The sequence below is a fragment of the Bradyrhizobium sp. Ghvi genome, assembly GCF_900115265.1.
Lineage (GTDB): Bacteria > Pseudomonadota > Alphaproteobacteria > Rhizobiales > Xanthobacteraceae > Bradyrhizobium.
This window is the reverse complement of sequence record NZ_FOVU01000005.1, coordinates 1-21159: the sequence shown is the minus strand read 5'-3', so window position 1 is coordinate 21159 and position 21159 is coordinate 1. Positions and strand designations below refer to the sequence as shown.

The window sequence follows — 21159 nt, the reverse complement described above, 5'->3', positions numbered from 1 at the left end:
TTGCCTCAGAGCTCCATACCGTCATTCGGGTCCATGGTGACCTGGCGCGCAACGCCACGCATCTGTTGACGCATCAGTCGAGACTGACGGACCGCATCCTCGTCATCGTCAAGAACGGCGGCAAATTCCTCTGCCGGTGTCGGTTCGGTCGTCTCCTTGGCGATCGCGACGTGATCGGGGAGTTCGGGCTCACGACGGAGTCCGCTGTTCGCCGTGTCTTCCTCGGCCTCCGCAGCTTTTTCGGTTGGACCTGCCGTCGGCTTTAGCGGTCCGATCGCTGACCATCCGTCCGCTCGCAATGATCGGCCGGCGCTCGCCGGATCGGGCGGCGGCAGAACCCGCTCGGTGAACCGCCGATCCTCGTAGTAGCGAACTTTCTTCGCCCGGATCGGCGGCGTGCCCGCCACCATGACGATCTCGTCCATCGGCGGAAGCTGCATGATCTCGCCCGGGGTCAAGAGCGGTCTGGCCGTCTCCTGCCGCGAGACCATGAGGTGACCCAGCCAAGGATTCAACCTGTGGCCGGCATAGTTCTTCATCGCCCGCATCTCGGTCGCCGTGCCCAGCGCGTCGGACACCCGCTTGGCGGTCCGCTCGTCGTTGGTCGCGAAGCTGACGCGAACGTGACAGTTGTCGAGAATGGCGTTGTTCGGCCCGTAGGCCTTCTCGATCTGATTGAGAGACTGCGCGATCAAGAAACTTTTGATGCCGTACCCGGCCATGAAGGCGAGCGCGGATTCAAAGAAATCAAGCCGCCCAAGTGCTGGGAACTCGTCGAGCATCATCAGGACTCGATGCCGGCGGTCGCGGGCATGCAAGTCCTCGGTCAGACGCCGACCAATCTGATTCAGCACCAGACGGATCAGCGGCTTGGTCCGAGAAATATCCGACGGTGGCACCACGAGGTAAAGCGTCGTCGGGCGGCTATCTGCGATCAGATCGGCAATCCGCCAGTCGCAGCGACAGGTCACCTGGGCCACCACGGGATCGCGGTAGAGCCCGAGGAACGACATCGCGGTGGACAGGACGCCGGACCGTTCATTCTCGGATTTGTTGAGGAGTTCGCGCGCGGTCGAGGCGACCACGGGATGGGCACCCTGTTCGCTAAGGTGCGGCGTGGTCATCATCGCCTTTAGCGTCGCCTCGATCGGCCGCTTCGGGTCGGACAGGAAAGCGGCGACGCCAGCCAAGGTCTTGTCTGCCTCGGCATAGAGGACATGGAGGATGGCACCGACCAGGAGCGAATGACTGGTCTTCTCCCAATGGTTCCGCTTGTCGAGGGAGCCTTCGGGGTCGACCAGGACGTCGGCGACGTTCTGGACGTCGCGAACCTCCCATTCCCCACGCCGGACTTCGAGGAGCGGATTGTAGGCTGAGGACTTTGGATTGGTGGGGTCGAAGAGCAGGACGCGGCCATGCCGCGCGCGGAAGCCGGCGGTCAGTTGCCAGTTCTCACCCTTGATGTCGTGGACGATGGCCGAGCCGGGCCAAGCCAGCAACGAAGGAACGACGAGGCCGACACCTTTGCCGGACCGGGTCGGCGCAAAGCACAGTACGTGCTCTGGTCCGTCATGCCGGAGGTAGTCGCGGTCGAGTTTGCCGAGCACCACGCCATCCGGACCGAGGAGCCCGGCCGCTCGAACCTCCTCGGTATCAGCCCAGCGCGCCGAACCATAGGTCTCGACATTCTTGGCTTCACGTGCGCGCCACACCGACATGCCGATCGCCACTGCGATCGAAATGAAGGTCCCCGACGCCGCGATGAAGGCGCCCTCGACAAAGACCTGAGGCGCATAGGCGTCGTAGACGAACCACCACCAGAAGAAGATTGGCGGGTAATAGACCTTGAAGCCCGACAGTTCGAACCAGGGGCGGCCAAGCTCTGGTTGCCAGGCGAGCCGCCAAGCCGTCCACTCGGTTGCCCCCCAGATGGCCAGCAGCACGATCAGGCCGACGACAATCACCTGACCCCAGAGGATTTTGGTTCCGGACATCCCGACGTCCTTCCGCAACTGAATTGAAGAGTTTGCTAGAGGCCGAGGTCGCGCTTCCGACCAAAACCCCATTCGATGCCACCGCCGTCCTTCACGACGCCAGTGACGTGTTGGCCGAGCCTCTTTTCGAGTTCGCGCGACCAGGGCACGAGCTGGAAGCCGAGACCATTATCGATCATGGCGAAGCGTCCTGAGGTGAGCGTCAGCCGCTGGCGATACGTTCCCGCCACATGCTCCCCGGACGCGGCATTCACGAGAGGTAGGCCAGTGTCGGCCGAGACCTTTGCTGCCACCTCGTCCAATTCACGCCGGCGCAACGTGTTCAGGAGGTCGCGCTGCAAGATGATGCGTTGGCCCTGTCGCCGCGCCAAGCCCTCCTGGATCAGACGCTCGGTCCGGGCTTCCATGGCGTCGCGGGTCTCGCGGCCGAATCCACCCGTGGCAAGCGGCATGGGGTCACGTTCAACCAGCCGATGGTCGAGCCAAGTTGCCCCTCGTGCCGTGATCTGGCTACCAAGATCGAGATCGGAACGGGTTGCGAGCACCATGGTCGGCCGCGGATCGCTGGCTTGACCGAAGCGTCGGACTTCGACGATGCCGCCGACCGGTGGCGCCTGTTCGAAGGCCTCGAGCCCTCGGAAGCGCACATGGTGAGCACGTCCGTCCGTTCCGTCGATCAGGGCGTAGGCCTCGCCAGTCAGTTCGTCATGCAATCCCCGGTCGACCAGCCGTCCGATAATCTCGGACGTCGGCTGTCCACCTTCGATAACGTAGTCGGCAACGCCGCGCGCTTCCCCACGCTCGGTAAAGGCGCGGTGCATGGTCTTGACGATGTCGCCGCGCATGCCGAGATCGCGCAGACTACGCTCGGCCTCGAGCCCTACCATCCATTCCCCAGGCGCGGCGGATGCGGCAAGGCCCATCTTCTCCAGATGTTGAAGGCGACCGACCATCAGGCGCCGGATCTCAGGATCGGACTTGCCGGGATTCTCTGGGCGAAGATCGACATAGCCAGTCTCGTCTGCCGCCAGCCGGATCTCCCGATCGAGCCGCGTCCATCGCTCCGCCGTGATTTCCCTCTCAAGCGAATTGCGGATCTCATGCTCCGGCTTTGGACCCAGTTCGATCGCGATCAGTTCCTCTGCGCGTGAGCGCAGGCCCTGGCTAATGTAGTCGCGGGAGATCACGAGATCCGCCCCCTGCCCATCTACTCCCCGAACGAGAAGATGGACGTGAGGATTGTCGGTATTCCAATGATCGACGGCCACCCAATCGAGCCGCGTGCCTAGATCGGTCTCCATCTGCTTGGCAAGGTCGCGGGTGAAGGCCTTCAGGTCGGTCATGTCGCCGGCGTCCTCAGGCGAGACGATGAACCTGAAGTGATGCCGGTCGTCCTTGCACCGTTCCGCAAAAGCCGCGCTATCAGCGCGATCGTTGTCGGCATCAAACATCTCTGCCCGCTCGCCGCTCCGCGTCACGCCGTCGCGCTTCAGATACGAGAGATGAGCCGTCAATGGCGCTGAGCGGAACGCCCGCCCTTTGTGACGAACCACGCGCGCCTTCACCACGACGCGCCGCGTTGGGCTGAACAATCTGGCGCGGCTAAAGGCGAGGCGCCCGCGACCAAACGTCGAGCGCCCGTAGGCCGCCGAACGCCTGCCGGACAAGGTCTGTCCCGAGGTGTGTCCTGCCTTCTTCGCTGCCCGCAGCACTTGGTTGATGAAGCTCTTCTGCTTCGGCGCGCGTGTACTGCGGATGCGCCCGGGCCGAATACGCAGATCGCTGTCGCGCATGCTCACGGAAGGGCCTCCCAGGGATCAAAAGCACGCACGGTGCCGAAAACGGCTTTGATTGCATTTGCTAAAATGCAACGCGCGGCACGCGCGCCGACCGACCGGCACGCCAGAACCCAAGCCATGCCAATGGCTTGCGGTTCGACCGGCGAGCCCCTTTTATCTCGCCGTCCTGCCGTCGTGGTCTCCCGGTCGCCGGTTCCCGAAAGAGCCGTCGCGACTTGGCAGCTGGTTTGCGAAGCCCCCGCTGCTTCCGAGCGCTTGCGATAGCGATCGTTACCCGAAGGGCCGAGACACCCGAAGGGTGGCTCGGTGAGGAGCGAAGCGACGAGTAGAGCGCGGGCCGAAGGCATCGCCCATACGCCATCAGCACGTACCACCTGCTTGGTGAGGCACACCAAAGCTCGCGAACCCCCACACCTGGTCATTGCGAGGCTCCCGCATCCGATCGAGGGACGAACACGCCAATAGGCCGGGGGACCATGGGCGAAACATCGGGCGCCGAGATCGCGGTCGTGACACCGCTCGAAGGCATGAGTGCCAGCGACCGATCGCGCGTTTTCATGAGATCGGATCGTGAGACAAATAGCGTCGGAGCTGCTGATGACTGTCCGCTGGACGTCCATCTCGGCGGCAGTTCGATGGCAAGCAGATTTGCAAGCTTTGCGACGTATGCTCGCGTCTCGTCTGGCAGAGAGGCGCCCGCGAGATGCTCTTCGTAGCGAGCAGGTCCCGCATTGTACGCCGCAAACACGCCAGGCGAGCCATATCGGTCGAGCAGTTCGTGCAAGTAAGCCGTGCCGGCCAGAATGTTGTCGTGTGGGTCGTAGGGGTCGTTCCCGAGATTGTAGCGCGCACGAAGTTCCGCCCAACTCGCCGGCATGATTTGCATCAGGCCCATTGCGCCTTTGGGCGATCTGGCGTGCACGTCTCCAGCGCTTTCGATGTTAATGACCGAACGGATCCAGTTTATCGGAATTGCAAAACGCTTCGAGGCTTCGTCGACGAAAGCTGCAAACGGCTTGCCTGCCTGAGCAACCGCTTGAGCTAACACTGAACCACTCTGGGCTGGAGCAGCACTGTTCGACGCAGCGAAAACAAACAGCAGCGACACGACAGCCCAAACACGCACGCCCGACCGAGCCAAGCATGCCGTCGTGCTCGCGCCCGTCCAGGGTAAAGCCGCTTCGCGCCGGCCATGCGGCCGCCCTGGACTGCCGCGGCGCGCGTCGGCCCTGCAAGCGTTGGTCGGGACGGAGGAATGGTCCCGCGATCGATCGAACAGAGGAATGGCGAAGTAAGAGCGTGGAACACGCACGATCACTCCTCCCACGTCCACACGGGCAGCGCACGGCCGATCATCGCCGACGCCGGCAAGAATCCAAAATATCGGCCATCAAGAGAGTCGTCAGACTGCCAGTTCATAAGAAAGAACTCCCCGTCTCCGACGACGCGGCAGCCCTGCCACTTCGGCAGCGGCCGGCCGCGTCCGTCGCGATCCTTTGCCTCGCCCACCGCGACGTCGTCGACCGAAACCGTGAGCCCGCTTCTGCAGACCCTCTGCCCCGGCAGCGCCAGGACCCGCTTGAGCATGGGGACGCCAATGGGCAAGTAGCCGTTAAGGTCGAGGAAGGTCGCGAGCGGCTCCGGCGGCTGCACGGCGAGCAATTCAGTGACTTGGAATTGGTACGCCGGTTGGAGGCGGTAGAGACCAATCGGCACGCTCGCGGATGCGTTCCAGATGTAAAGCGGAAGCGGCTCCAGGACGATCGTCGCGATGAGCGCGGCAGCGACCCCAGTCATCAAGGCCAGCATCATTGGGCGGCCCGTCATCGCATGACCCTCTGCCGGTGAAGCCAGCCCTGGTGGCGGGCTTTCGTGTAAGAGCGCGGGTTTTCGTTGACGGACAGACGGTTATGAACGTGGTGCCAATGATCGGGCGCAACATCGGCCGGATCAATGCCGAGGGCCTCAATGGCATCGACCATCTGCAGCACTCGCTCGACCTTCGGCCAGCCGGACAGACGCAGCAAAATCTCTCCGCCGGGTGTCACATAAGGGACGGTCGAGCAGCGCTGTCCCGGAGCGACCGCACGCAAGATGTCGATCCGCGAAATGATCGTGCCGAAGTCGTTGGAGGTCCACCGGACGAACGCAAAGATACTGCCGGGCGCGAATGACAGGACGCGCCTGTGACGATCAAGCTTGCGTTCGTTGACGATACGACCGAACCGAATGCGGTTTTCGATGCGCTTCTCGAGCCACAACACTTCCACTTCGGTGAAGTCGCTCATGATGCCGCTCCCTGACGCCGGAGCTGGCGGCCGTGAGCTTGGGGCTCAGTCGAGAGTGTGTATGGCCTGCAAAGGCAGGCTGGCCTATCGGACTGCCGTTGTCGCGCTCCATCAACGGGGTTTTCGGCCTGCTCCGTTAGAAGAAATCCGAAGGATTTCCGGTTAGTAAAGTTAGAGCGGCGGGAAAGCTCGGAGAAACAAGCTCTTAAGAGCGATTCCGGTCCCCGATAGCACGAGGATCGGGTCCCCGATAGCACGAGGGTTGCGGTCCCCGATAGCACGAGCTGATTCACAGGTTGTCCTCCGAATTTGGAATGAGACCGCGTCGGCGCAAGCGGGCCGTTAGGGGATCAGCAGGCGTAGGCGCGAAGTTCAGCCGCTCGGCACCGTTCGGGTCGCGCGTGAGCACGAGCTGATAGCCGGGCAATGTCTGGCGCTGGACGATCTGACGTACGTCGTAAGCAAAATGCTTGAGCGGCGAGATGATGCCGGATTTGGCATGGAGGTGCACAAGATCAAAGCTCCAGCCGCCATCCTGGCGTCCACCGTGCTTGCGCACGAGCCGGTAGAGCCACCGCTCAAGCCCGCCCGTGAGCTCGAAATAGGCGCGATCGATCGTCAGCACGAGCGCGTCATCGATGACGCCAGCGTAGAACCAATCCGGCAGGATCAGCTCGATTCCAAATGGCCGACCGTTCGCATCGGCCGTCTCCTTCCACTCGTTGATCCAGGAGAAACGATGCCGGCGACGTTCTGCCGGCTGGCGGATCGACGTCAGCACGGTCGTCGACTGAAGTCTGTCGAGACCCGCCTTCAGGCGGTCGTAGTCGCGTGCGCTGGTGCCGCGGCCGACGAACGTCAGAATCTCGTAGGGCGTTGCAGCCATCAGGCGCGATGTCTTCAAGCCTGCGTCACGGGCTTCGACGATTTGGGACGCGGCCCAGATCAGAACGTCTGCATCCCAGATGGTCGCCATGCCGTGTTCCGGCACGGCTTCGACACGAATAGCGATCGCGCCGGCACGAAAATCGATCGGCACCACACGTTTCGTCTTGGCGAGTGAAAAGAAGGGATAGGCCATCAGATCCTGCGCGTCGCGCGGCGCGAGATCGCCGGGCAACGCCCGGAAGAGCTCGAGCTCATCACGCTCGGAACGGTGCTTGCGCCGCATGATCACTGCTCTCACTCGGCAATCAGCGACGTTCCTGGCCTGCATACGGGCGCAGCACCGGATGCTTCTTGGCCGGCAGCACCGTTCCCTTCCCGGGGTCGGAGGTCGACGTCTTGGCGCCGCGGTCGGCCCATGCTTTCAGATCATCGACGGCGTAGACAACACGTCCGCCGATCTTCCGATACGTCGGCCCAGTACCGTATGTGCGGTGCTTCTCCAGCGTGCGACCGGACAGGCCAAGATAACGCGCGGCCTCAGGTGTACGCAGGAAGCGCGGGGGTAGACCGGCCATCGGATCGGGCATTTGAGGACTCCAGGAGGACATCGCACTACGCTTGGCTAGGCCGGCGTGTGTGCGGTCATCATGGAGGAGCAGGATCTCGGAGGGGGATGCCGAATATGGAGCGAGCGATTTTCGGCACCCCTCGAGGCTGCGCTACTCGTCCCTGCGCCCGGGCCGTAGCAGTTTGCGGTAGCCACCGCGCATCAACCCGAGGCCGCCTTGCACCAAGCGCACTGTTCGATTGCGCAGATCATGCGTCTTCCAGGCGCGATCGGGGATGCGCTTTTTGCCGAACAGCGCTTCGGCGATAACGCGATAACTGCCGCCGGCGCTATGCGCATCGAGCGCGCGGATCGCGGCGCTCAGACGTTCGCGCCGCTGCTTAGATAATCGATGAAATGCAGGACCTGGCGCGCGTCCATTCATCGCGCGCCACAGCCGTCGGGCTGCGTACGCACGCGCGCCGAAATCGTCATCAAACGGCAATTCGGCTGCGTATGATGCGCCGAGCACCGGCCGCTCTTTGGACCAGACACGGTGATCAACCGCACCGATGCGCAGCACGGCATGCCAGCCGTCGGCAGCGCGCCGCACCTCGCCAGCTGCAAGGTCAAGCAGCGGTTGAGACGCTGAACTGCGATCGGCAGCCCCGGCAACCTTGACCGGAACGACCGCCGCTAGAACCTCAGGCGCCCAAAAGATCGTCTGCTCGTCGAAAGACCTCTGCGGGTCATGGGCGAAAGCAGAGGCCCCACCTCCTCCTGAATTCGTCAGTCACTTCGTTCGGACTGTTGGCAATCATAACTTCGTACTCACGCCGATAGTCCGCGTTGCGGCGGAGACATTCCCAGGCGATGTCGGTGATTTCGGCGTCTTGTAGGCTCTTGTAGGAATCCGGCGACCGCCAGTCGAACTCAGGCATTGCTTCCGCCCCATGCACACAGCTAACAACGATTGCGCCGCAATAGGTATGAACGAGACGGTTGTAGGAAGCCCCTAGTTTGGCACCACGTGGTGCACCAGAATGACCACCGGGCAGCAAAAGAAAATAGTTCTGCCTGCAACTCGCCAACCGGCGAATTTCTTCTACTTCGAGCCGGTACCACGTAAGAGTCGCCCTTGCTCCGTCAACCATTTGGCGCGCGCAAGATGACTCTGATATGCGCGCCGCGCACGGTCCGGCTCTCGCTCTGGGTCCATGTGCAAGACCACTCGAGCCACTTCGCGCCAGTCAGCACCCTCACCTTCGGCCTGCAGAAGGCGAACGTATGTGACAACATGCTGTTCGTCGTAGGCCGTCAACGTCGGTTCGTTCGGCGCATTGTCAGCTACGTCTGGATCTAGGGATGGCTTCTGCATCATACCCGCTTTTAGAACGCCTATAAGCTACGCCATGGTTTGGTCGCAATCCAGACCTCCGTTGCCCGTTGGAATCCTGGATATTCGTTCGGTAGATCGGCAGCCGAGCTCGGTCGCGAAGCGCCGCCACAGTCGATAGCATGTTTGGACACGAATAGGAACGATCGTTCCTAGAACGATCGTTCCGGCTCAGTTCCCATACCGGCCATGGATCTCAAAGAGATCATGGCTGTGAACCTGCGTCGGAAACGCCACGATCTACAAATGACGCAGGAGGAGCTGGCCGAGCGCGCGGGTTTAAGCGCCCGTTACGTCGGCGCCATCGAGCGCGGCGATGTATCAGCAAGCGTCACTGTGCTCGGGCAAATTGCTGAAGCATTGGGGATTGAGCCGGGGGACCTGCTCAAAAAGGCTGCGCGGCTTAGCAAATCTTGAGCCGCCTCAGGCCGACCGCGAAGCGCCCCGCCCGGCGGACCGGACGGGGCTTTGTGAGCGCTCTTACTCGCCGGTCTTGCGCGGCCGCGACCAGAGCAGGGTGTAGCCTTCACCGCCTTCGTCGTCGAACAGGTTCGCGTAGATCGGCGCGTTGAACGAGGGGTCATCGAGTTTGAGCGAGAGGTAGTCGCGGCCCTCTTCGGAGCGCTTCGACCAGGCCGCGCCGATTTCCGCGCGCCCCACATAGATGCGGTGGCTGGGAGCATTGTCGTTGGATCGGTTGGTCTCGGCGACGATGCGGACGCCCTTGGCCTTCAGGCTCAGGGTCACGATCTCGCCCTGGAATTCGTTACCCACCTTCTTGAAAGAACCGATGTTAGCCATGTCACTTCTCCTGTTGTGTTTCGAGCCCGCGACCACCGCGGCCTCGATGGCGATCTAGGGCCGAGGACGATCGGCGACGCACCCCCACGCGGGCCGGAGCGCAGCGGAGGACGTCGTTGTGGCGAGTTTCTTGTCTCGCGAGGAATGGGCGAAGCCCAGGGGAAGAAAGTCGCATCAACGGCGTTGCGGCTCAGACGATCGAGGCGAAGCCGGTCTTCGGCCAGATCAAGCCACCAACGAGGCCACGTGCGTCCGCGTGCTGAACTGCAATCTCGGAGAAGACGTGGCTTATCTCGGGTTTGCTGAACAAGAGGTCGGAACGATTCAGCGAAAGAAGAGAAACAATCTGCTGCAAAGGGCGGTATCGTCTCGCAAGAACGGATCGAGGTAACACCGCTCTGCCGCAATGCGTGGGCCAGACCGAAATGCCGGCGGCTTGATACTCCGAGGAGGACTGCCTCTCCCGCGCTCAGGTCTCGATCATCGCCTGTTCAGCGCGCCGATCTACGCGTACTTGTTCGACGGTGACAGCGGTAAACGGTCATCCGTCCGGCCTTGCGGCTGTAAGAACTGGTTAGGACGGATGCTCTACCACCCCACCCGGCTCGCACGGGCGGGTCTCTGCCAAAACGGTCAAGCGCGTCCATGACGTGACGCCAATGCAAACCGCGCCTAGGCAAGCGAAGACCTCACGCCAAGCCAGCCAAGGCACCCCGATCTGGGACACGGCGAACATCACATGATAGCCGGCGACGGCAGCGGGAACAGCGAATGCCGTCGCGATCGCGATGCGCGCGGCCAAGGACCGAGTAACTGCGACGGCGGTCTGACCGACAAGAAGGGTGAGCGCACCGCCGGCCATTCCGATAAGAAGCGCGCCAACGAGACTGGCGCCGCTATGAAACGCCGTCATCCCGAGACTCAGCGCGACAAAAAACGGTAGAGCATAAACAGCGAGCGCAAAGATCGCCCAGCAAAACAAGCCAATGCCGAGTGTGTTGAGAACAAGCCCAAGGGCGAGCATGATGGTGGCTCCATGTGCATAGATGTACCAGTCGCGCCTTCCACCACCACCACGGCGCAACTCTGGATATGAAACCGAAACGAGGCGGAGTTGCGGCGTGAGCAATTTCGCCTCGATGGCTTGGAGTCGAGAAGACGGCGCTCACGCGCCGCCGAACATCCAGACCGGGATGCCGAGCCGCTTCGCCTTGTCGGCGAGGTTGTCCTGGATTCCCGTGCCTGGGAAGTGCATGACGCCGATCGGCAGGAGTTCGAGCATGGCGTCGTTGCGCTTGAACGGTGCCGCCTTGGCATGTTTCGTCCAGTCGGGCTTGAAAGCGATCTGGGGCACCTTGCGAGTCGTCGCCCATTTGGAGGCGATCAATTCGGCCCCCTTCGGTGAGCCGCCGTGCAGCAGGACCATGTCGGGATGCTTGGCGTGAACCTTGTCGAGACGATCCCAGATGAGGTGATGATCGTTAAAATCGAGCCCGCCGGTAAGTGCGATCTTCGGTCCTGATGGCAACATGACCTCGGTCTCGGCGCGACGCCTGGCGGCGATGAAGTCGCGGGAGTCGATCATCGCCGCGGTCAACGTGCGATGGTTCACCAGTGACCCCGATCGGGGGCGCCAGAGTGAGCCGGTGTGTGTCTCGAAGCGCTCGATGGCCTGGTCACGGAAGAGCTCCAGGCAGTTGCGGCGCTCGATCAACGTGATGCCTTCGGTCGTCAGGCGCTCGAGCTCGACCGATCGAACTTCGGAGCCGTTCTGCTCGCGCTGGCTCTTCTGCTGCGCCTGCTCCTTGTCGTCGAGTTGGCGACCGATGCGATCGACGGCTCGGTGGAACAGGTTGACGGTCGACCAGAGCAGATCGTCGAGGTCCGGCTCGAGCCGCGTGTCGCTCAACGTCGCGACCAGGGCATCGAAGATATCGGCCGTGGCGCCGGCGATCATCTTACCCTCGGGTAGCGGCCGTGGGTCAGGCTGGTCCTCGAAGGGGCGGTACCCGAAGAGCTGCAATTCGGTGAGAGCATGGTCGGTCGGAGACGTGGCCTGCGGCGGTTCGATGTCGTCGTTGTCGGTCATGGAAGAAGCCCTTTGCTGGATCGGCCGCGCCCATCGCGGCCTTCGTGGCGATCACCTAGGCGGCGGGCGGAATGGGCCAGAACCCGGAGCGGAGCGGAGGGCCGAAGCGCAGCGGAGGATGGCGGAGGCCGGCTATTTTGCTTCGCGATGCAAAGCGCGCTCGCCAGATGGCTCATGTGTCTTCTCGTCGCCGCCGCGCGGCGGAAAATAGCGGACGCAGCCATTGCCGGCCCGAGCCGCTTGCCGCCCGATCGCCCTCTAGAAGGCCGTGGTCGCGTCCTCTTCCGGCAGTGGCCGCACCGCGACCGACCTGTCGACGGCTATCGAATTTCCGGGGCTATTCCGCGGTTGCCATCGACGAATGCAGGAAACGGACGACGTCCTCCGGTACGAGTTGAAGTAGCAACGCTCCTCGGAGGGCCGCGAGGCCGAAGATGTGCAGATCTTCGTTGAAATCGCCCAGCCGGGGCGACAATGCGATCGCTTCAATGCCGGCGGCTTCCGCGCGCTGGGTGAGAATAGCCTGTGCGGCATCTCCGGCAGCATCTTCATCGCGGGCGATATAGAGTCGGCGTAGGCCAGACGGCAGCAACATGGCTGCGAGGTGATTAGCCGAAAGGGCTGCGGCCATGGGCAGCGCCGGCAGTACATAACGCAGCGACAGCATGGTCTCGATCCCCTCGCCCGCAGCGAGCACGTCGTCCACCACGCCGAAGCGAACGGCGTTACCAAGCAGGTCGCCCATGGCCCGTCGTGGCGTGTCGATCGGGGCCTTGCCGAGCCGCACGCGATCAAAGCCGTGTGGATCTAGCCAGGTGCGGTGCACGCCGGTGATCCGTCCATCGAGGTCGGTGACGGAAGCTATCATCGCGGGCCAGGTTTCGGTCGACGAATGCTCGTCTGGTCGATAGTAGCAACGAGGATGGAAGCGCAAGCTGCCACCATGGTTGATGCAAGTAATTCTGCGACGCTGCAAGTACGCCTCGGCTAGTGTCCCTTCAATCGGGCTGGATATCGCAACGAGCCGACGAGCCGCCTCTTGTGATCCGAGCGGCGCCGGCGAACGAACGGATTTCGGCGCCGACTGCTGCTCAGAAAGAGGTAGCTTCAGAAACCGCCGCGCCTCCTCGGCGACCTCGCGAAAGTTTCGCAAGGCCAGACTTTCGCGGATGATGTCGAGGAGATCGCCATGTTCTCCTGTCGCGGCGTCGGTCCATTTCCCAGCGGGTCCCTTGGGCGATTCGTGCAGCCGCACGAACAACGAGCGGCCCGGCGTGTTGTGGACGTCGCCGACTACCCAGTACCGCCCCGCCCGTTTGCCGCGGGAGAGATAGTGCCTGCACACCGCCTCAGCCTCGCGCGCGAGGCGGCGTGCCAGTTCGGAGGCGTCGCGCGACATCACGCAGCCTCCCGCTCACTGATGCGCGCTACCGGATACGTGTCGAGCACTTTCGACAGGACCTCGACGCCGCTCGCGTCCGTAGGCACGAACATCCGCAGCTTCCAGGAGATGATCTCCCCAAAGAGGCCGTAAGCACGGAGGCGATCGCGCATTGTGTCGTTGAATTCCGACAGCTCGATGCGATATGCACCCATCACCCGGACGCGGCGAAGCTGGAGCCCCTCCGCAAGTTCGAGGACGGTCCGTCCCTCCATCAGCGCGGCAAAGGCAGCGCCCGGCGTCAGTGAAGGCGCGTCCGTCGCAAGGACGCTTGCGACCCACGCGGCCGAAACCTTGCGGCCGATGATGCGTTCGCCCGTATCTGTCTGGAGCCGATAGACGCGGGTCGATTCGTTCGGCAGCCGCTTCCAGATGGGGAGCAGCAAGCCCGCTACGACGTGGATCGCGCTTTCCATTAACTCGGGGATCTCGGCAAGCTCCGCCAGCCAGGCCGTAGCAAAACGTTCACGGTCCGCCTCGACCCAATGACTTTCCGCCATGATGGTCAGGGGGACTTTGTGCTGCTCCAACGGCCGGATCAGGCTGACGCGCCGCTCAATTTCACCGTCGTCGAGCATAACGCTCGCCGTCGGGACCTGCACGGCGGCTCGGCCCGAACGCTCATTGACCAACAGGACGGCATGACGATCGGAGAGATGAGCAAGCGCGTCATCCAGACTCACAGGACGATTGCGCTGACGCTGAGTGATCGTGAGCAGTCGGGTCTCAGCACCGGTACCGGGATGAACATAGATCGTCCGCCGGTCGGCGACGACAAAGCTTTCGGCCCGGAGCGTTTCCAGGCCGACGTCGTAGGTACCCGACGCGACCGCGCCCTCGATCCGAGCGGTCAAGAGCTGCTCGAAGGCCGTGAATAGGACATTCTGCAGGTCGATGGTGAGCGCCAATAACCTGTTCAGAAAGGTCGTGATCGGCGGCAGGTCGTCCCTGAGCCCATTGGCATCCATGAGCTTCAGGCCGGTCGATTCCTCGAACCTCCCAAGCGAGCATCCCTCGACCTTGCCTCGCGTGAGCAAGATGTAGAGTTGGCGCAATGCATCGCGCCCATACTGGCTTTCGAGATTGTCCTCGGGCCGGAACAGGCCCTGCCCTCCCGTCTGGCGCTGGCCGCGCGTAATGGCTCCCAGCGTGTCGAGCCGGCGGGCAATGGTGCTGAGAAAGCGTTTTTCGGCCTTCACGTCGGTCGCAATCGGACGAAACACGGGCGGCTGTGCCTGGTTGGTCCGGTTGGTCCGGCCTAGCCCCTGGATCGCGGCGTCGGCCTTCCAGCCGGGCTCGAGCAGGTAATGGACCCGCAGGCGGCGATTCCGAGTTGACAGTTCGGCATGGTAGCTCCTCCCGGTGCCGCCCGCGTCGGAGAACACGAGGATACGCTTGACGTCGTCCATGAAAGCCGAGGTCTCGGCGAGGTTGGCCGATCCGGCTCGGTTTTCGACGACCAGCCGGTCGCCCTTGCCAACGATGCGGCGCGAGCGGCCCGTCACCTCGGCGACCAGTTCGGTGCCGAAGCGCTGGATGACCTGATCCAGTGCCCCAGGCACCGGCGGTAGTGATGCAAGCTTGTCGATAAGGCGGTCGCGGCGTGCGACCGCTTCGCGGCTCTCGACCGGCTGGCCCTCGCGATAGACAGGCCGGGAGCAGAGGTTACCTTCAGAGTCGGTGAAGGGCTCGTAGAGCTGGACTGGAAAGGAGTGGGCGAGATAGTCGAGGACATACTCGCGCGGCGTGATGTCGACCTGGACGTCGCCCCACTCTTCAGTCGGGATCTCAGCGAGCCGGCGCTCCATCAGCGCTTCGCCCGTCGACACGATCTGGATGACCGCGGCGTGTCCAGCCTCAAGATCGTTCTCGATCGATCGGATGAGCGACGGCGTCTTCATCGAGGTCAGCAGGTGACCGAAGAAGCGCTGCTTCGCGCTTTCGAAAGCGGAGCGTGCCGCAGACTTGGCTTGCCCGTTCAGCGTTCCCGTTGTGCCGGTGATGTTGACGGCTCGCATCGCCGCATCGAGGTTGTTATGGATGACGCTGAACGCACCGGCGTAGGCATCGTAGATGCGAACCTGCTCCGGCGTCAGCTGGTGCTCAACGAGGTCGTACTCGACGCCCTCGTAAGAGAGCGAGCGGGCCGCGTAGAGTCCGAGCGCCTTGAGGTCGCGCGCCAGCACCTCCATGGCCGCGACTCCACCCTCCTCGATCGCTTCGACGAACTCGGCGCGGGTGGCGAACGGGAAGTCGGAGCCGCCCCAAAGACCGAGGCGTTGGGCATAAGCGAGGTTGTGGACCGTGGTGGCGCCCGTCGCCGACACATACACCACACGAGCATTTGGCAAGGCGTGCTGGAGCCTCAGGCCAGCGCGCCCCTGCTGAGAGGCCGCCTGGTCACCCCGCTCGCCCTTGCCCCCGACCGCATTCTGCATGGCGTGGCTCTCGTCGAAGACGATCACTCCGTCGAAGTCGGAGCCCAACCATTCGACGATCTGCCTGACACGCGAAAGCTTCTCGCCGCGCTCGTCGGTCCGTAGCGTGGCGTAGGTGGTAAATAGGATACCTTCCGCGAGCCGGATCGGCGTGCCCTGGCGGAAGCGCGAGAGTGGCGTAACAAGCAGCCGCTCCATGCCCAGCGCGGACCAGTCGCGCTGCGCATCCTCGATCAGCTTGTCGGACTTGCTGAGCCAGACCGCACGGCGACGGCCCTTGAGCCAGTTGTCGAGCAGTATCCCTGCGACCTGCCGCCCCTTGCCAGCGCCGGTGCCATCGCCCAAGAACCAGCCGCGGCGAAAGCGGACGGCATTCTCTGCGTCGTCCCGCGCGGCGGCCACAACATCAAAGGTCGTGTCGACCGTCCAGGAGCCTGCCAGGAATTCGGAATGCGCCTCGCCGGCATAGATGACGCTCTCGAGCTGAGCATCCGACAGAACTTCGTCGGCCATCACATTGGCCGGCAGGTGCGGACGATAGAATGGCTTCGGTGGCGCAACGGAAGCCATCGCCGTGGATTGCACCAGTTTGGTCGGGTGTGCGCACGATCCGGGAATACGGATCGACTGCAATCCGTACTCCTCGTAAAGCGCATCGGTGAGCCGCGCGCCTTCCGGCGGCGACCATTCGACCGTTTCGTACGTAAGTTCGACGCCTTCTGGCGCTGCGCAGATCGAAGATGACGACGAACTCGGTGCAACGGCGCTGGTCGGTCGCGACATCTCGGGCCGCTCGATAGCGACGATCTCCGGTGGCATCGCGACGGGCAGCCTTGGAGGCACATGCCGGCTCACCCAGTCAAGCAAGGTAGCGACGTCGGCCGCCATGCCTGGAGAAGCCGGAAAAGCCGAGGGATCGGAAGCGGGCAGCTTGTCGATCACAAGCAGCCGTGTGTCGATTTGTGTTCCGTGCTTCGCGTAAACAGCGCCGCTGATCGCCGCAGAAAACACCACGCGCCCGTGTTCCTGGAGGCGAACAAAGGCATCTCGCCATGTAGGGTTATCCGGCGCGAAGCTTGCACCAGCGATGGCGACGAGGCGTCCACCATCGCAGAGACGCGTCAGGGCCGAAGCGATGTGGCGGAGAGCCGCATCTGCCATGCGTCGATCCACATTCGCAAGCGCCGAGAACGGCGGGTTCATCAGGACGACGCTAGGTGTGACACTCGCATCGAGGTGATCATCGATCTGCGCGGCATCGAGCCGCGTGACCTTAACGCCCGCGAATAGATGATCGAGGAGCCCCGCCCGAGTCTCGGCCAACTCGTTCAACACCAAGGCGCCGCCGTCAAGCTCGGCAAAGACGGCAAGCAAACCAGTCCCCGCGGAGGGCTCCAGAACGCGATCGGCCTGTGTAATACCGGCTGCGGTGCATGCGGCCAGCCCCAGCGGGATCGGTGTCGAGAACTGCTGAAGCGCCTGGCTGTGCTCGGAACGCCGCGTGTGGGTCGGCAGACAGCTCGCGACCTTCGCGAGCATCGGCAACATGGCGGCCGTCGAACCGGCCTTGGTCCGGATGGCCGGACCGAACTTGCGCAGGAACAGAACGGTTGTCGCTTCGCAGACGTCATAGGCGGTCTTCCAGTTCCAGACGCCGGCCGTGTCCGAGGCGCCGAAGGCAGCCTCCATGGCGCTACGCAGAACAGCGGCATCGATGCGCCGGCCGCGTTCGAGCTCGGTTAGGAGCTGTCGCGCGGCCCTGACAGCGGCGGAGGTGAAACTTGCAGCTGCACGCATCGAGAGCGACGCGGCGGCAGCGCCGCCTGCGAGAGATTCGGTCATGACAGGATTTCTCAAGAGAGCAGGAACGGGTCGAACCGTCAGGCGCTCTCCTTTGACCCGGACGGCTCAAACCCTTCCCAGCCCGACTCTCACTCTCGGTCGTTCCCAATAAGAATGGGGACCAGCGCTGCGCACCGGTCCCCAAGCAACCGCGGGACGGCCAAAGCCGTCCCGCTCTGTGATGATCATTCAGCCGCGTCGAGCTGTTGCGGATCTTCGTCGCCGACGGTCTCCTGATCCTCCTCGTCGGCGAGGAATTCGGGCAGCGAGCCCGCTTCGCCCTCCTGCTCCACTGGCGCCGTATCGGGATCGGCGAGACGGAGCGGCTCCGGCAACCAGCCCGAGCCATCGAGAAGGCGCTCTGCCTCCTTGGCCATGTCGGCCTTCTTCAGATGGTCGATCAGTTGTGCTGACGACTCGCCCTTGGCTTCCCGCACCGCTTCCAGAATGCGCGGCTTGGTGACCCGGCCGAGATAGTTATCGACGGTCGGTCGCCAGCCAGCCTGCACCATGTCGAGCCCGACCGCGCGCGCCAGTACATCAGCCTGGTCGAGACGCGTGCGAACGCCGTGTGCTGAGACGCGAGCTTGATTGTAGCGATTAGCCGGCTCATAGACGGCATTGACCGCAAATGACGCACAGTGGGCGAATAGCGATGCCTGTGCACCACCATCGAGAGCCGTCAGCGCATCCCAAAGATCGTTCTCGCTCTTCGGCAACCGCGCCTTCCAGGCCTCGTGCCGCGCCTCGACAGCTTTGGCAGAGACACTTTCCCTAAGCCCCGGAGCTTGGGCGGGAAAGTTCGGCGTGCGAAGGCCGATCTCAAGACAGCTCCCGGACGATGCGAACCGGTAAAAGGCCGTCAGGACGAAGTTATGCAGCACCGCCTGGAACGCGACCGCGGGATTTTCTGCTAGCGCATCGCGCAATGCCAGCGTCCGATGCGCCGTCAGCTCGGTGATCAGCCGATCCGGCAGAGGCTTGGCCGCGTCTTCATCATCATCCTCGGCATCGGGAGCACTACCTGCGACCGCGACGACCGTGCGCTGGACGGAAGGGCCCTCCTCTTGACCTTCGCTCGACGACACGTCGGCGTCCTGCCCGACATCAGGATCACTTGCCTGCACCTCGTCCTCTGGCCGGACGTACCCCCGGTCCACGGCGAGGCGCCCTTCGGAATCGATGCTGATGAAGACACCTGCGCGGACGATCTCCGTCGGATCGTAAAGCATTGGCCGGTCTTCGAACGCCGCCAGCGCCGCCTCGATTTCGCCGAGACGCTGATCGATCTCGTCGGGCAGCTCGTCGGCATCCTGATATTCGGTTTCCAGCTTGGCTTGCTCGGCGTTCAGAGCATCAATGGTGGCCTGCTCCTCAGGCGAGAGATCGACAGGTTTGCCCTCGATCTCTCGCAGGCCGTCAACGTGACCGTAGGGAAAATCCACGGCGACTGAGATCCACTTCCAACCTTCGGCAGCAATCGCCTCAGCTTCGGCTTTGAGCTTTTCGGTCACGAGGCGGTCGAGCAGTACAACGTCCTGAAGCCAGCCGCCGTCGTCGTGTTCGAACAGATCCCGCAGAACGCCGCCACCCGCGCGCTGATAGGCATCGAGGCCCACGAATTGGGCCCGACGATCGGAACCCCGCAGGGTGTTCTCGGTCAGCGTGCGGCGGATCTGGTATGGCTCGTCATAGCCGGAACGGCTGACGTTCTCCCAGACTTGCTCCTGGCGGGCGTGATCGGCAGTGACTGAGAACGCCATGAGCTGCTCGAGCGTCATGCCGTCTTCGGCATAGAGCTCGTGCAACTTCGGCGAGACCGACGCCAGGCGCAGCCGCTGCTTGACGATCGCAGGGTTCACGAAGTGCCGCGCGGCGATGTCTTCCTCGCTCAGGCCGAGATCGCGGAGTGTCTGGAAGGCCCGAAACTGATCAAGTGGATGCAGGCCGACCCGCTCATCGTTCTCCGCCACCGAATCGTCTTCGGCGATACCCCGTTCGCGAACGACGCACGGCACCGCCTGCGTCTTCGACATGCGCTTCTGTTTCACCAGGAGCTCGAGAGCGCGATAGCGCCTGCCGCCCGCTGGCACCTCGAACATGCCGGTCTCGTTGCCATCTGCATCAACAACGGCCCGGACACTCAGGCTTTGCAGAAGCGTCCGCTGCGCGATGCTCTCGGCCAGCTGCTCGATCGAGACACCGGCCTTGACGCGGCGAACGTTCGACTGGCTGAGCACGAGCTTGTTGAAGGGAATGTCCCGGGAAGACGACAGCGTGATCTTTTGTATGGCTTTCGTCATTTTGGCTCTCCACGACGGGTGGCCGTGAGACTCTCTCTCGGCTTCCAACCCGTCGCGAACAGCCTCCCCTCCTCTCACTCTCGCGTGGCCAAGGGGCCAAGCATCACGCCGCCTCGTGATTGGCGACAGCCAAATCCAGCGATGCGGGCTCAACGGACCCGGGAACGAAGCCCAGCAAATAGTCCGTGGCCTTGCTCGCCTGCGAGGCAGCACGCACGATGGCCCTGACGTCTTCGCGCAGGACTTCGAGCCAGGAGCCGATATAGTCGGCATGACGCACGGTCGGGACGATCCCGAGCGATGCGCAGCTGAACGCGGAACTCAACTCTGCGACCAGTTCTTCGAAGGCATATTTCTTGGTGCCGTAGGATCCGCTCTGGTCGCGATTGAGACGCGAGGGATGCCCGGTCGCATGGCCGAGTTCATGCAAGGCCGTACGGTGCCAGTTGATGGGTTCGAAATAGGCCTGCGGCGGCGGGACCTGCACGAAGTCTTGGGCCGGTGCGTAGAATGCGCGATCGCCACCAATCCGAAAGGTGACCCCGGTGGCCTTGATCAAAGCCACCGTCGGCTCGATCAGCCCTGGCGGCGGTAGCGGAGCCGCGGTAGCGATCTGATTGGGGAGTCCGGCGCATTGGTCCGTGTTGAAGACGGTAAATCGCTTGAGAAATGGAATGGCCTGCGCTTCGTCGCCAGTCTCGGCGGCACGCCGCTTCTCATCACGCGGGACGAAACGGTCGGCATAGACCACCGCGGTACCACGCTCCCCCTTACGCACATGCCCTCCAAGCGACAGCGCTTGCCGGAACGTGAGCCAGCTTTGACCGCTGTAACCATGCTCGATCGTGCTTCCCCAGAGCAGAAGGATGTTGATCCCGCTGTACGAGCGATCGGTCGAAGCGTTTTTCGGCATGGCCAATGGCGCTTTCGCCGCGGCCGTACCCCAAGGCTGGACCCAGGGGACGCGGCCGGCCTCGAGCTCGGCAATGATCCTGTCGGTGATTTCGGTATAGAGGTTCGCCCGGTCCAGCCCGGCGCGCGCGCAAGCAGTAGGGTTTGACATCGCGGGTCTCCGCGACGGGCGCCACGAGCCTCTCTCGCAGCTTGTAACCCGTCACGGAAAAACCCAGCCTGCACTCTTACTCTCAACCTCTAGCCATCTACCTGGGGCCGCAGGCCCGATCAGGCGTGCGCCAAGGGCGCATCGCCTCAACGGAAAATGGCACCCGGAGAGCGTGAGCATAGCGACCCGAAGGGGCACGCGGGTCCGAGTGCAGCGACGAGACCGGTTCAATAGCGGCACCCGGGAACGGGGCAGTGATAGCGATCGCCG

Annotated in this window: 19 protein-coding genes; 1 reads left to right on the top strand and 18 read right to left on the bottom strand. The window is 63.2% G+C overall.

The window, feature by feature from the left end; translation table 11 throughout:
• Window positions 1-5 precede the first annotated feature (5 nt).
• The 10 genes from BM374_RS19525 to BM374_RS39440 all read right to left on the bottom strand — a co-directional run bounded on the left by BM374_RS19525 (window position 6) and on the right by BM374_RS39440 (window position 8894).
• Complete coding sequence (locus BM374_RS19525) at window positions 6-1994, bottom strand: conjugal transfer protein TraG (protein WP_092295100.1); 1989 nt, start codon at window positions 1992-1994, stop codon at window positions 6-8.
• A gap of 35 nt (window positions 1995-2029) precedes the next feature.
• Window positions 2030-3793, bottom strand: coding sequence for a relaxase/mobilization nuclease domain-containing protein (locus tag BM374_RS19520; RefSeq protein WP_092295098.1), 1764 nt, complete (start codon window positions 3791-3793; stop codon window positions 2030-2032).
• 418 nt (window positions 3794-4211) lie between these two features.
• Window positions 4212-4901 carry a lytic transglycosylase domain-containing protein gene (locus tag BM374_RS19515; RefSeq protein ID WP_210188584.1) on the bottom strand — a complete coding sequence of 230 codons (690 nt, stop codon included), beginning with the start codon at window positions 4899-4901 and terminating at the stop codon, window positions 4212-4214.
• A 206-nt stretch (window positions 4902-5107) separates the two neighbouring features.
• Window positions 5108-5620 (bottom strand): S26 family signal peptidase, encoded by a 513-nt coding sequence (locus tag BM374_RS19510; protein WP_092295096.1) that lies wholly within the window; start codon window positions 5618-5620, stop codon window positions 5108-5110.
• On the bottom strand, window positions 5617-6081 hold the full coding sequence (locus BM374_RS19505; protein ID WP_092295094.1) for a DUF2840 domain-containing protein: 465 nt from the start codon (window positions 6079-6081) through the stop codon (window positions 5617-5619). Before BM374_RS19505 ends, BM374_RS19510 begins: the two co-directional genes overlap by 4 nt.
• A 289-nt stretch (window positions 6082-6370) precedes the next feature.
• Entirely contained in the window at window positions 6371-7252 is an 882-nt protein-coding gene (locus tag BM374_RS19500; RefSeq protein WP_092296844.1) for a replication initiator protein A, read from the bottom strand.
• Window positions 7253-7274: 22 nt separating this feature from the next.
• Window positions 7275-7556 carry a helix-turn-helix transcriptional regulator gene (locus BM374_RS19495; RefSeq protein ID WP_092295092.1) on the bottom strand — a complete coding sequence of 94 codons (282 nt, stop codon included), beginning with the start codon at window positions 7554-7556 and terminating at the stop codon, window positions 7275-7277.
• A gap of 132 nt (window positions 7557-7688) precedes the next feature.
• Window positions 7689-8129: a DUF2285 domain-containing protein gene (locus tag BM374_RS19490; protein ID WP_349509992.1), complete on the bottom strand. Its 441-nt coding sequence runs from the start codon at window positions 8127-8129 to the stop codon at window positions 7689-7691.
• Window positions 8130-8265: 136 nt separating this feature from the next.
• Entirely contained in the window at window positions 8266-8457 is a 192-nt protein-coding gene (locus BM374_RS39445) for a transcriptional regulator domain-containing protein (protein WP_092295088.1), read from the bottom strand.
• Window positions 8458-8621: 164 nt separating this feature from the next.
• The gene (locus BM374_RS39440) at window positions 8622-8894 is read right to left on the bottom strand and encodes a DUF2285 domain-containing protein (protein WP_092296841.1); all 273 of its coding nucleotides are present in this window, start codon (window positions 8892-8894) and stop codon (window positions 8622-8624) included.
• 207 nt (window positions 8895-9101) lie between these two features.
• Here BM374_RS39440 and BM374_RS19475 point away from each other — a divergent pair, with 207 nt between their 5' ends.
• Entirely contained in the window at window positions 9102-9329 is a 228-nt protein-coding gene (locus BM374_RS19475) for a helix-turn-helix domain-containing protein (protein WP_092295086.1), read from the top strand.
• Window positions 9330-9392: 63 nt separating this feature from the next.
• Here the strand turns inward: BM374_RS19475 and BM374_RS19470 are convergent, their stop codons facing one another.
• The 8 genes from BM374_RS19470 to BM374_RS19440 form a co-directional block, all read right to left on the bottom strand.
• Window positions 9393-9713, bottom strand: a complete 321-nt coding sequence (locus BM374_RS19470; RefSeq protein ID WP_006018714.1) for a DUF736 domain-containing protein — start codon at window positions 9711-9713, stop codon at window positions 9393-9395.
• 190 nt (window positions 9714-9903) lie between these two features.
• On the bottom strand, window positions 9904-10068 hold the full coding sequence (locus tag BM374_RS38665) for a hypothetical protein (protein WP_177248414.1): 165 nt from the start codon (window positions 10066-10068) through the stop codon (window positions 9904-9906).
• A gap of 219 nt (window positions 10069-10287) precedes the next feature.
• On the bottom strand, window positions 10288-10842 hold the full coding sequence (locus BM374_RS19465; protein ID WP_502689449.1) for a hypothetical protein: 555 nt from the start codon (window positions 10840-10842) through the stop codon (window positions 10288-10290).
• Window positions 10843-10878: 36 nt separating this feature from the next.
• Window positions 10879-11802: a DUF2493 domain-containing protein gene (locus tag BM374_RS19460; protein WP_092295082.1), complete on the bottom strand. Its 924-nt coding sequence runs from the start codon at window positions 11800-11802 to the stop codon at window positions 10879-10881.
• Window positions 11803-12139: 337 nt separating this feature from the next.
• Window positions 12140-13201 (bottom strand): DUF7146 domain-containing protein, encoded by a 1062-nt coding sequence (locus BM374_RS19455; RefSeq protein WP_092295080.1) that lies wholly within the window; start codon window positions 13199-13201, stop codon window positions 12140-12142.
• Window positions 13201-17523, bottom strand: a complete 4323-nt coding sequence (locus BM374_RS19450) for a strawberry notch-like NTP hydrolase domain-containing protein (RefSeq protein ID WP_092295078.1) — start codon at window positions 17521-17523, stop codon at window positions 13201-13203. The genes BM374_RS19455 and BM374_RS19450 overlap by 1 nt, the downstream gene beginning before the upstream one ends.
• A gap of 185 nt (window positions 17524-17708) precedes the next feature.
• Window positions 17709-19826: a ParB/RepB/Spo0J family partition protein gene (locus tag BM374_RS19445; RefSeq protein ID WP_092295076.1), complete on the bottom strand. Its 2118-nt coding sequence runs from the start codon at window positions 19824-19826 to the stop codon at window positions 17709-17711.
• A 103-nt stretch (window positions 19827-19929) separates the two neighbouring features.
• Window positions 19930-20889 carry an ArdC family protein gene (locus BM374_RS19440; RefSeq protein WP_092295074.1) on the bottom strand — a complete coding sequence of 320 codons (960 nt, stop codon included), beginning with the start codon at window positions 20887-20889 and terminating at the stop codon, window positions 19930-19932.
• Window positions 20890-21159: the final 270 nt, after the last annotated feature.

Excerpts from the sequence above, each read along its gene's own strand:
- BM374_RS19525 (WP_092295100.1), bottom strand. The coding sequence starts at position 1,994 with ATGTCCGGAACCAAAATCCTCTGGGGTCAGGTGATTGTCGTCGGCCTG.
- BM374_RS19510 (WP_092295096.1), bottom strand. The coding sequence starts at position 5,620 with ATGACGGGCCGCCCAATGATGCTGGCCTTGATGACTGGGGTCGCTGCC.
- BM374_RS19505 (WP_092295094.1), bottom strand. The coding sequence starts at position 6,081 with ATGAGCGACTTCACCGAAGTGGAAGTGTTGTGGCTCGAGAAGCGCATC.
- BM374_RS19500 (WP_092296844.1), bottom strand. The coding sequence starts at position 7,252 with ATGCGGCGCAAGCACCGTTCCGAGCGTGATGAGCTCGAGCTCTTCCGG.
- BM374_RS19495 (WP_092295092.1), bottom strand. The coding sequence starts at position 7,556 with ATGCCCGATCCGATGGCCGGTCTACCCCCGCGCTTCCTGCGTACACCT.
- BM374_RS39445 (WP_092295088.1), bottom strand. The coding sequence starts at position 8,457 with ATGCCTGAGTTCGACTGGCGGTCGCCGGATTCCTACAAGAGCCTACAA.
- BM374_RS39440 (WP_092296841.1), bottom strand. The coding sequence starts at position 8,894 with ATGCAGAAGCCATCCCTAGATCCAGACGTAGCTGACAATGCGCCGAAC.
- BM374_RS19475 (WP_092295086.1), top strand. The coding sequence starts at position 9,102 with ATGGATCTCAAAGAGATCATGGCTGTGAACCTGCGTCGGAAACGCCAC.
- BM374_RS19470 (WP_006018714.1), bottom strand. The coding sequence starts at position 9,713 with ATGGCTAACATCGGTTCTTTCAAGAAGGTGGGTAACGAATTCCAGGGC.
- BM374_RS19460 (WP_092295082.1), bottom strand. The coding sequence starts at position 11,802 with ATGACCGACAACGACGACATCGAACCGCCGCAGGCCACGTCTCCGACC.
- BM374_RS19455 (WP_092295080.1), bottom strand. The coding sequence starts at position 13,201 with ATGTCGCGCGACGCCTCCGAACTGGCACGCCGCCTCGCGCGCGAGGCT.
- BM374_RS19450 (WP_092295078.1), bottom strand. The coding sequence starts at position 17,523 with ATGACCGAATCTCTCGCAGGCGGCGCTGCCGCCGCGTCGCTCTCGATG.
- BM374_RS19445 (WP_092295076.1), bottom strand. The coding sequence starts at position 19,826 with ATGACGAAAGCCATACAAAAGATCACGCTGTCGTCTTCCCGGGACATT.
- BM374_RS19440 (WP_092295074.1), bottom strand. The coding sequence starts at position 20,889 with ATGTCAAACCCTACTGCTTGCGCGCGCGCCGGGCTGGACCGGGCGAAC.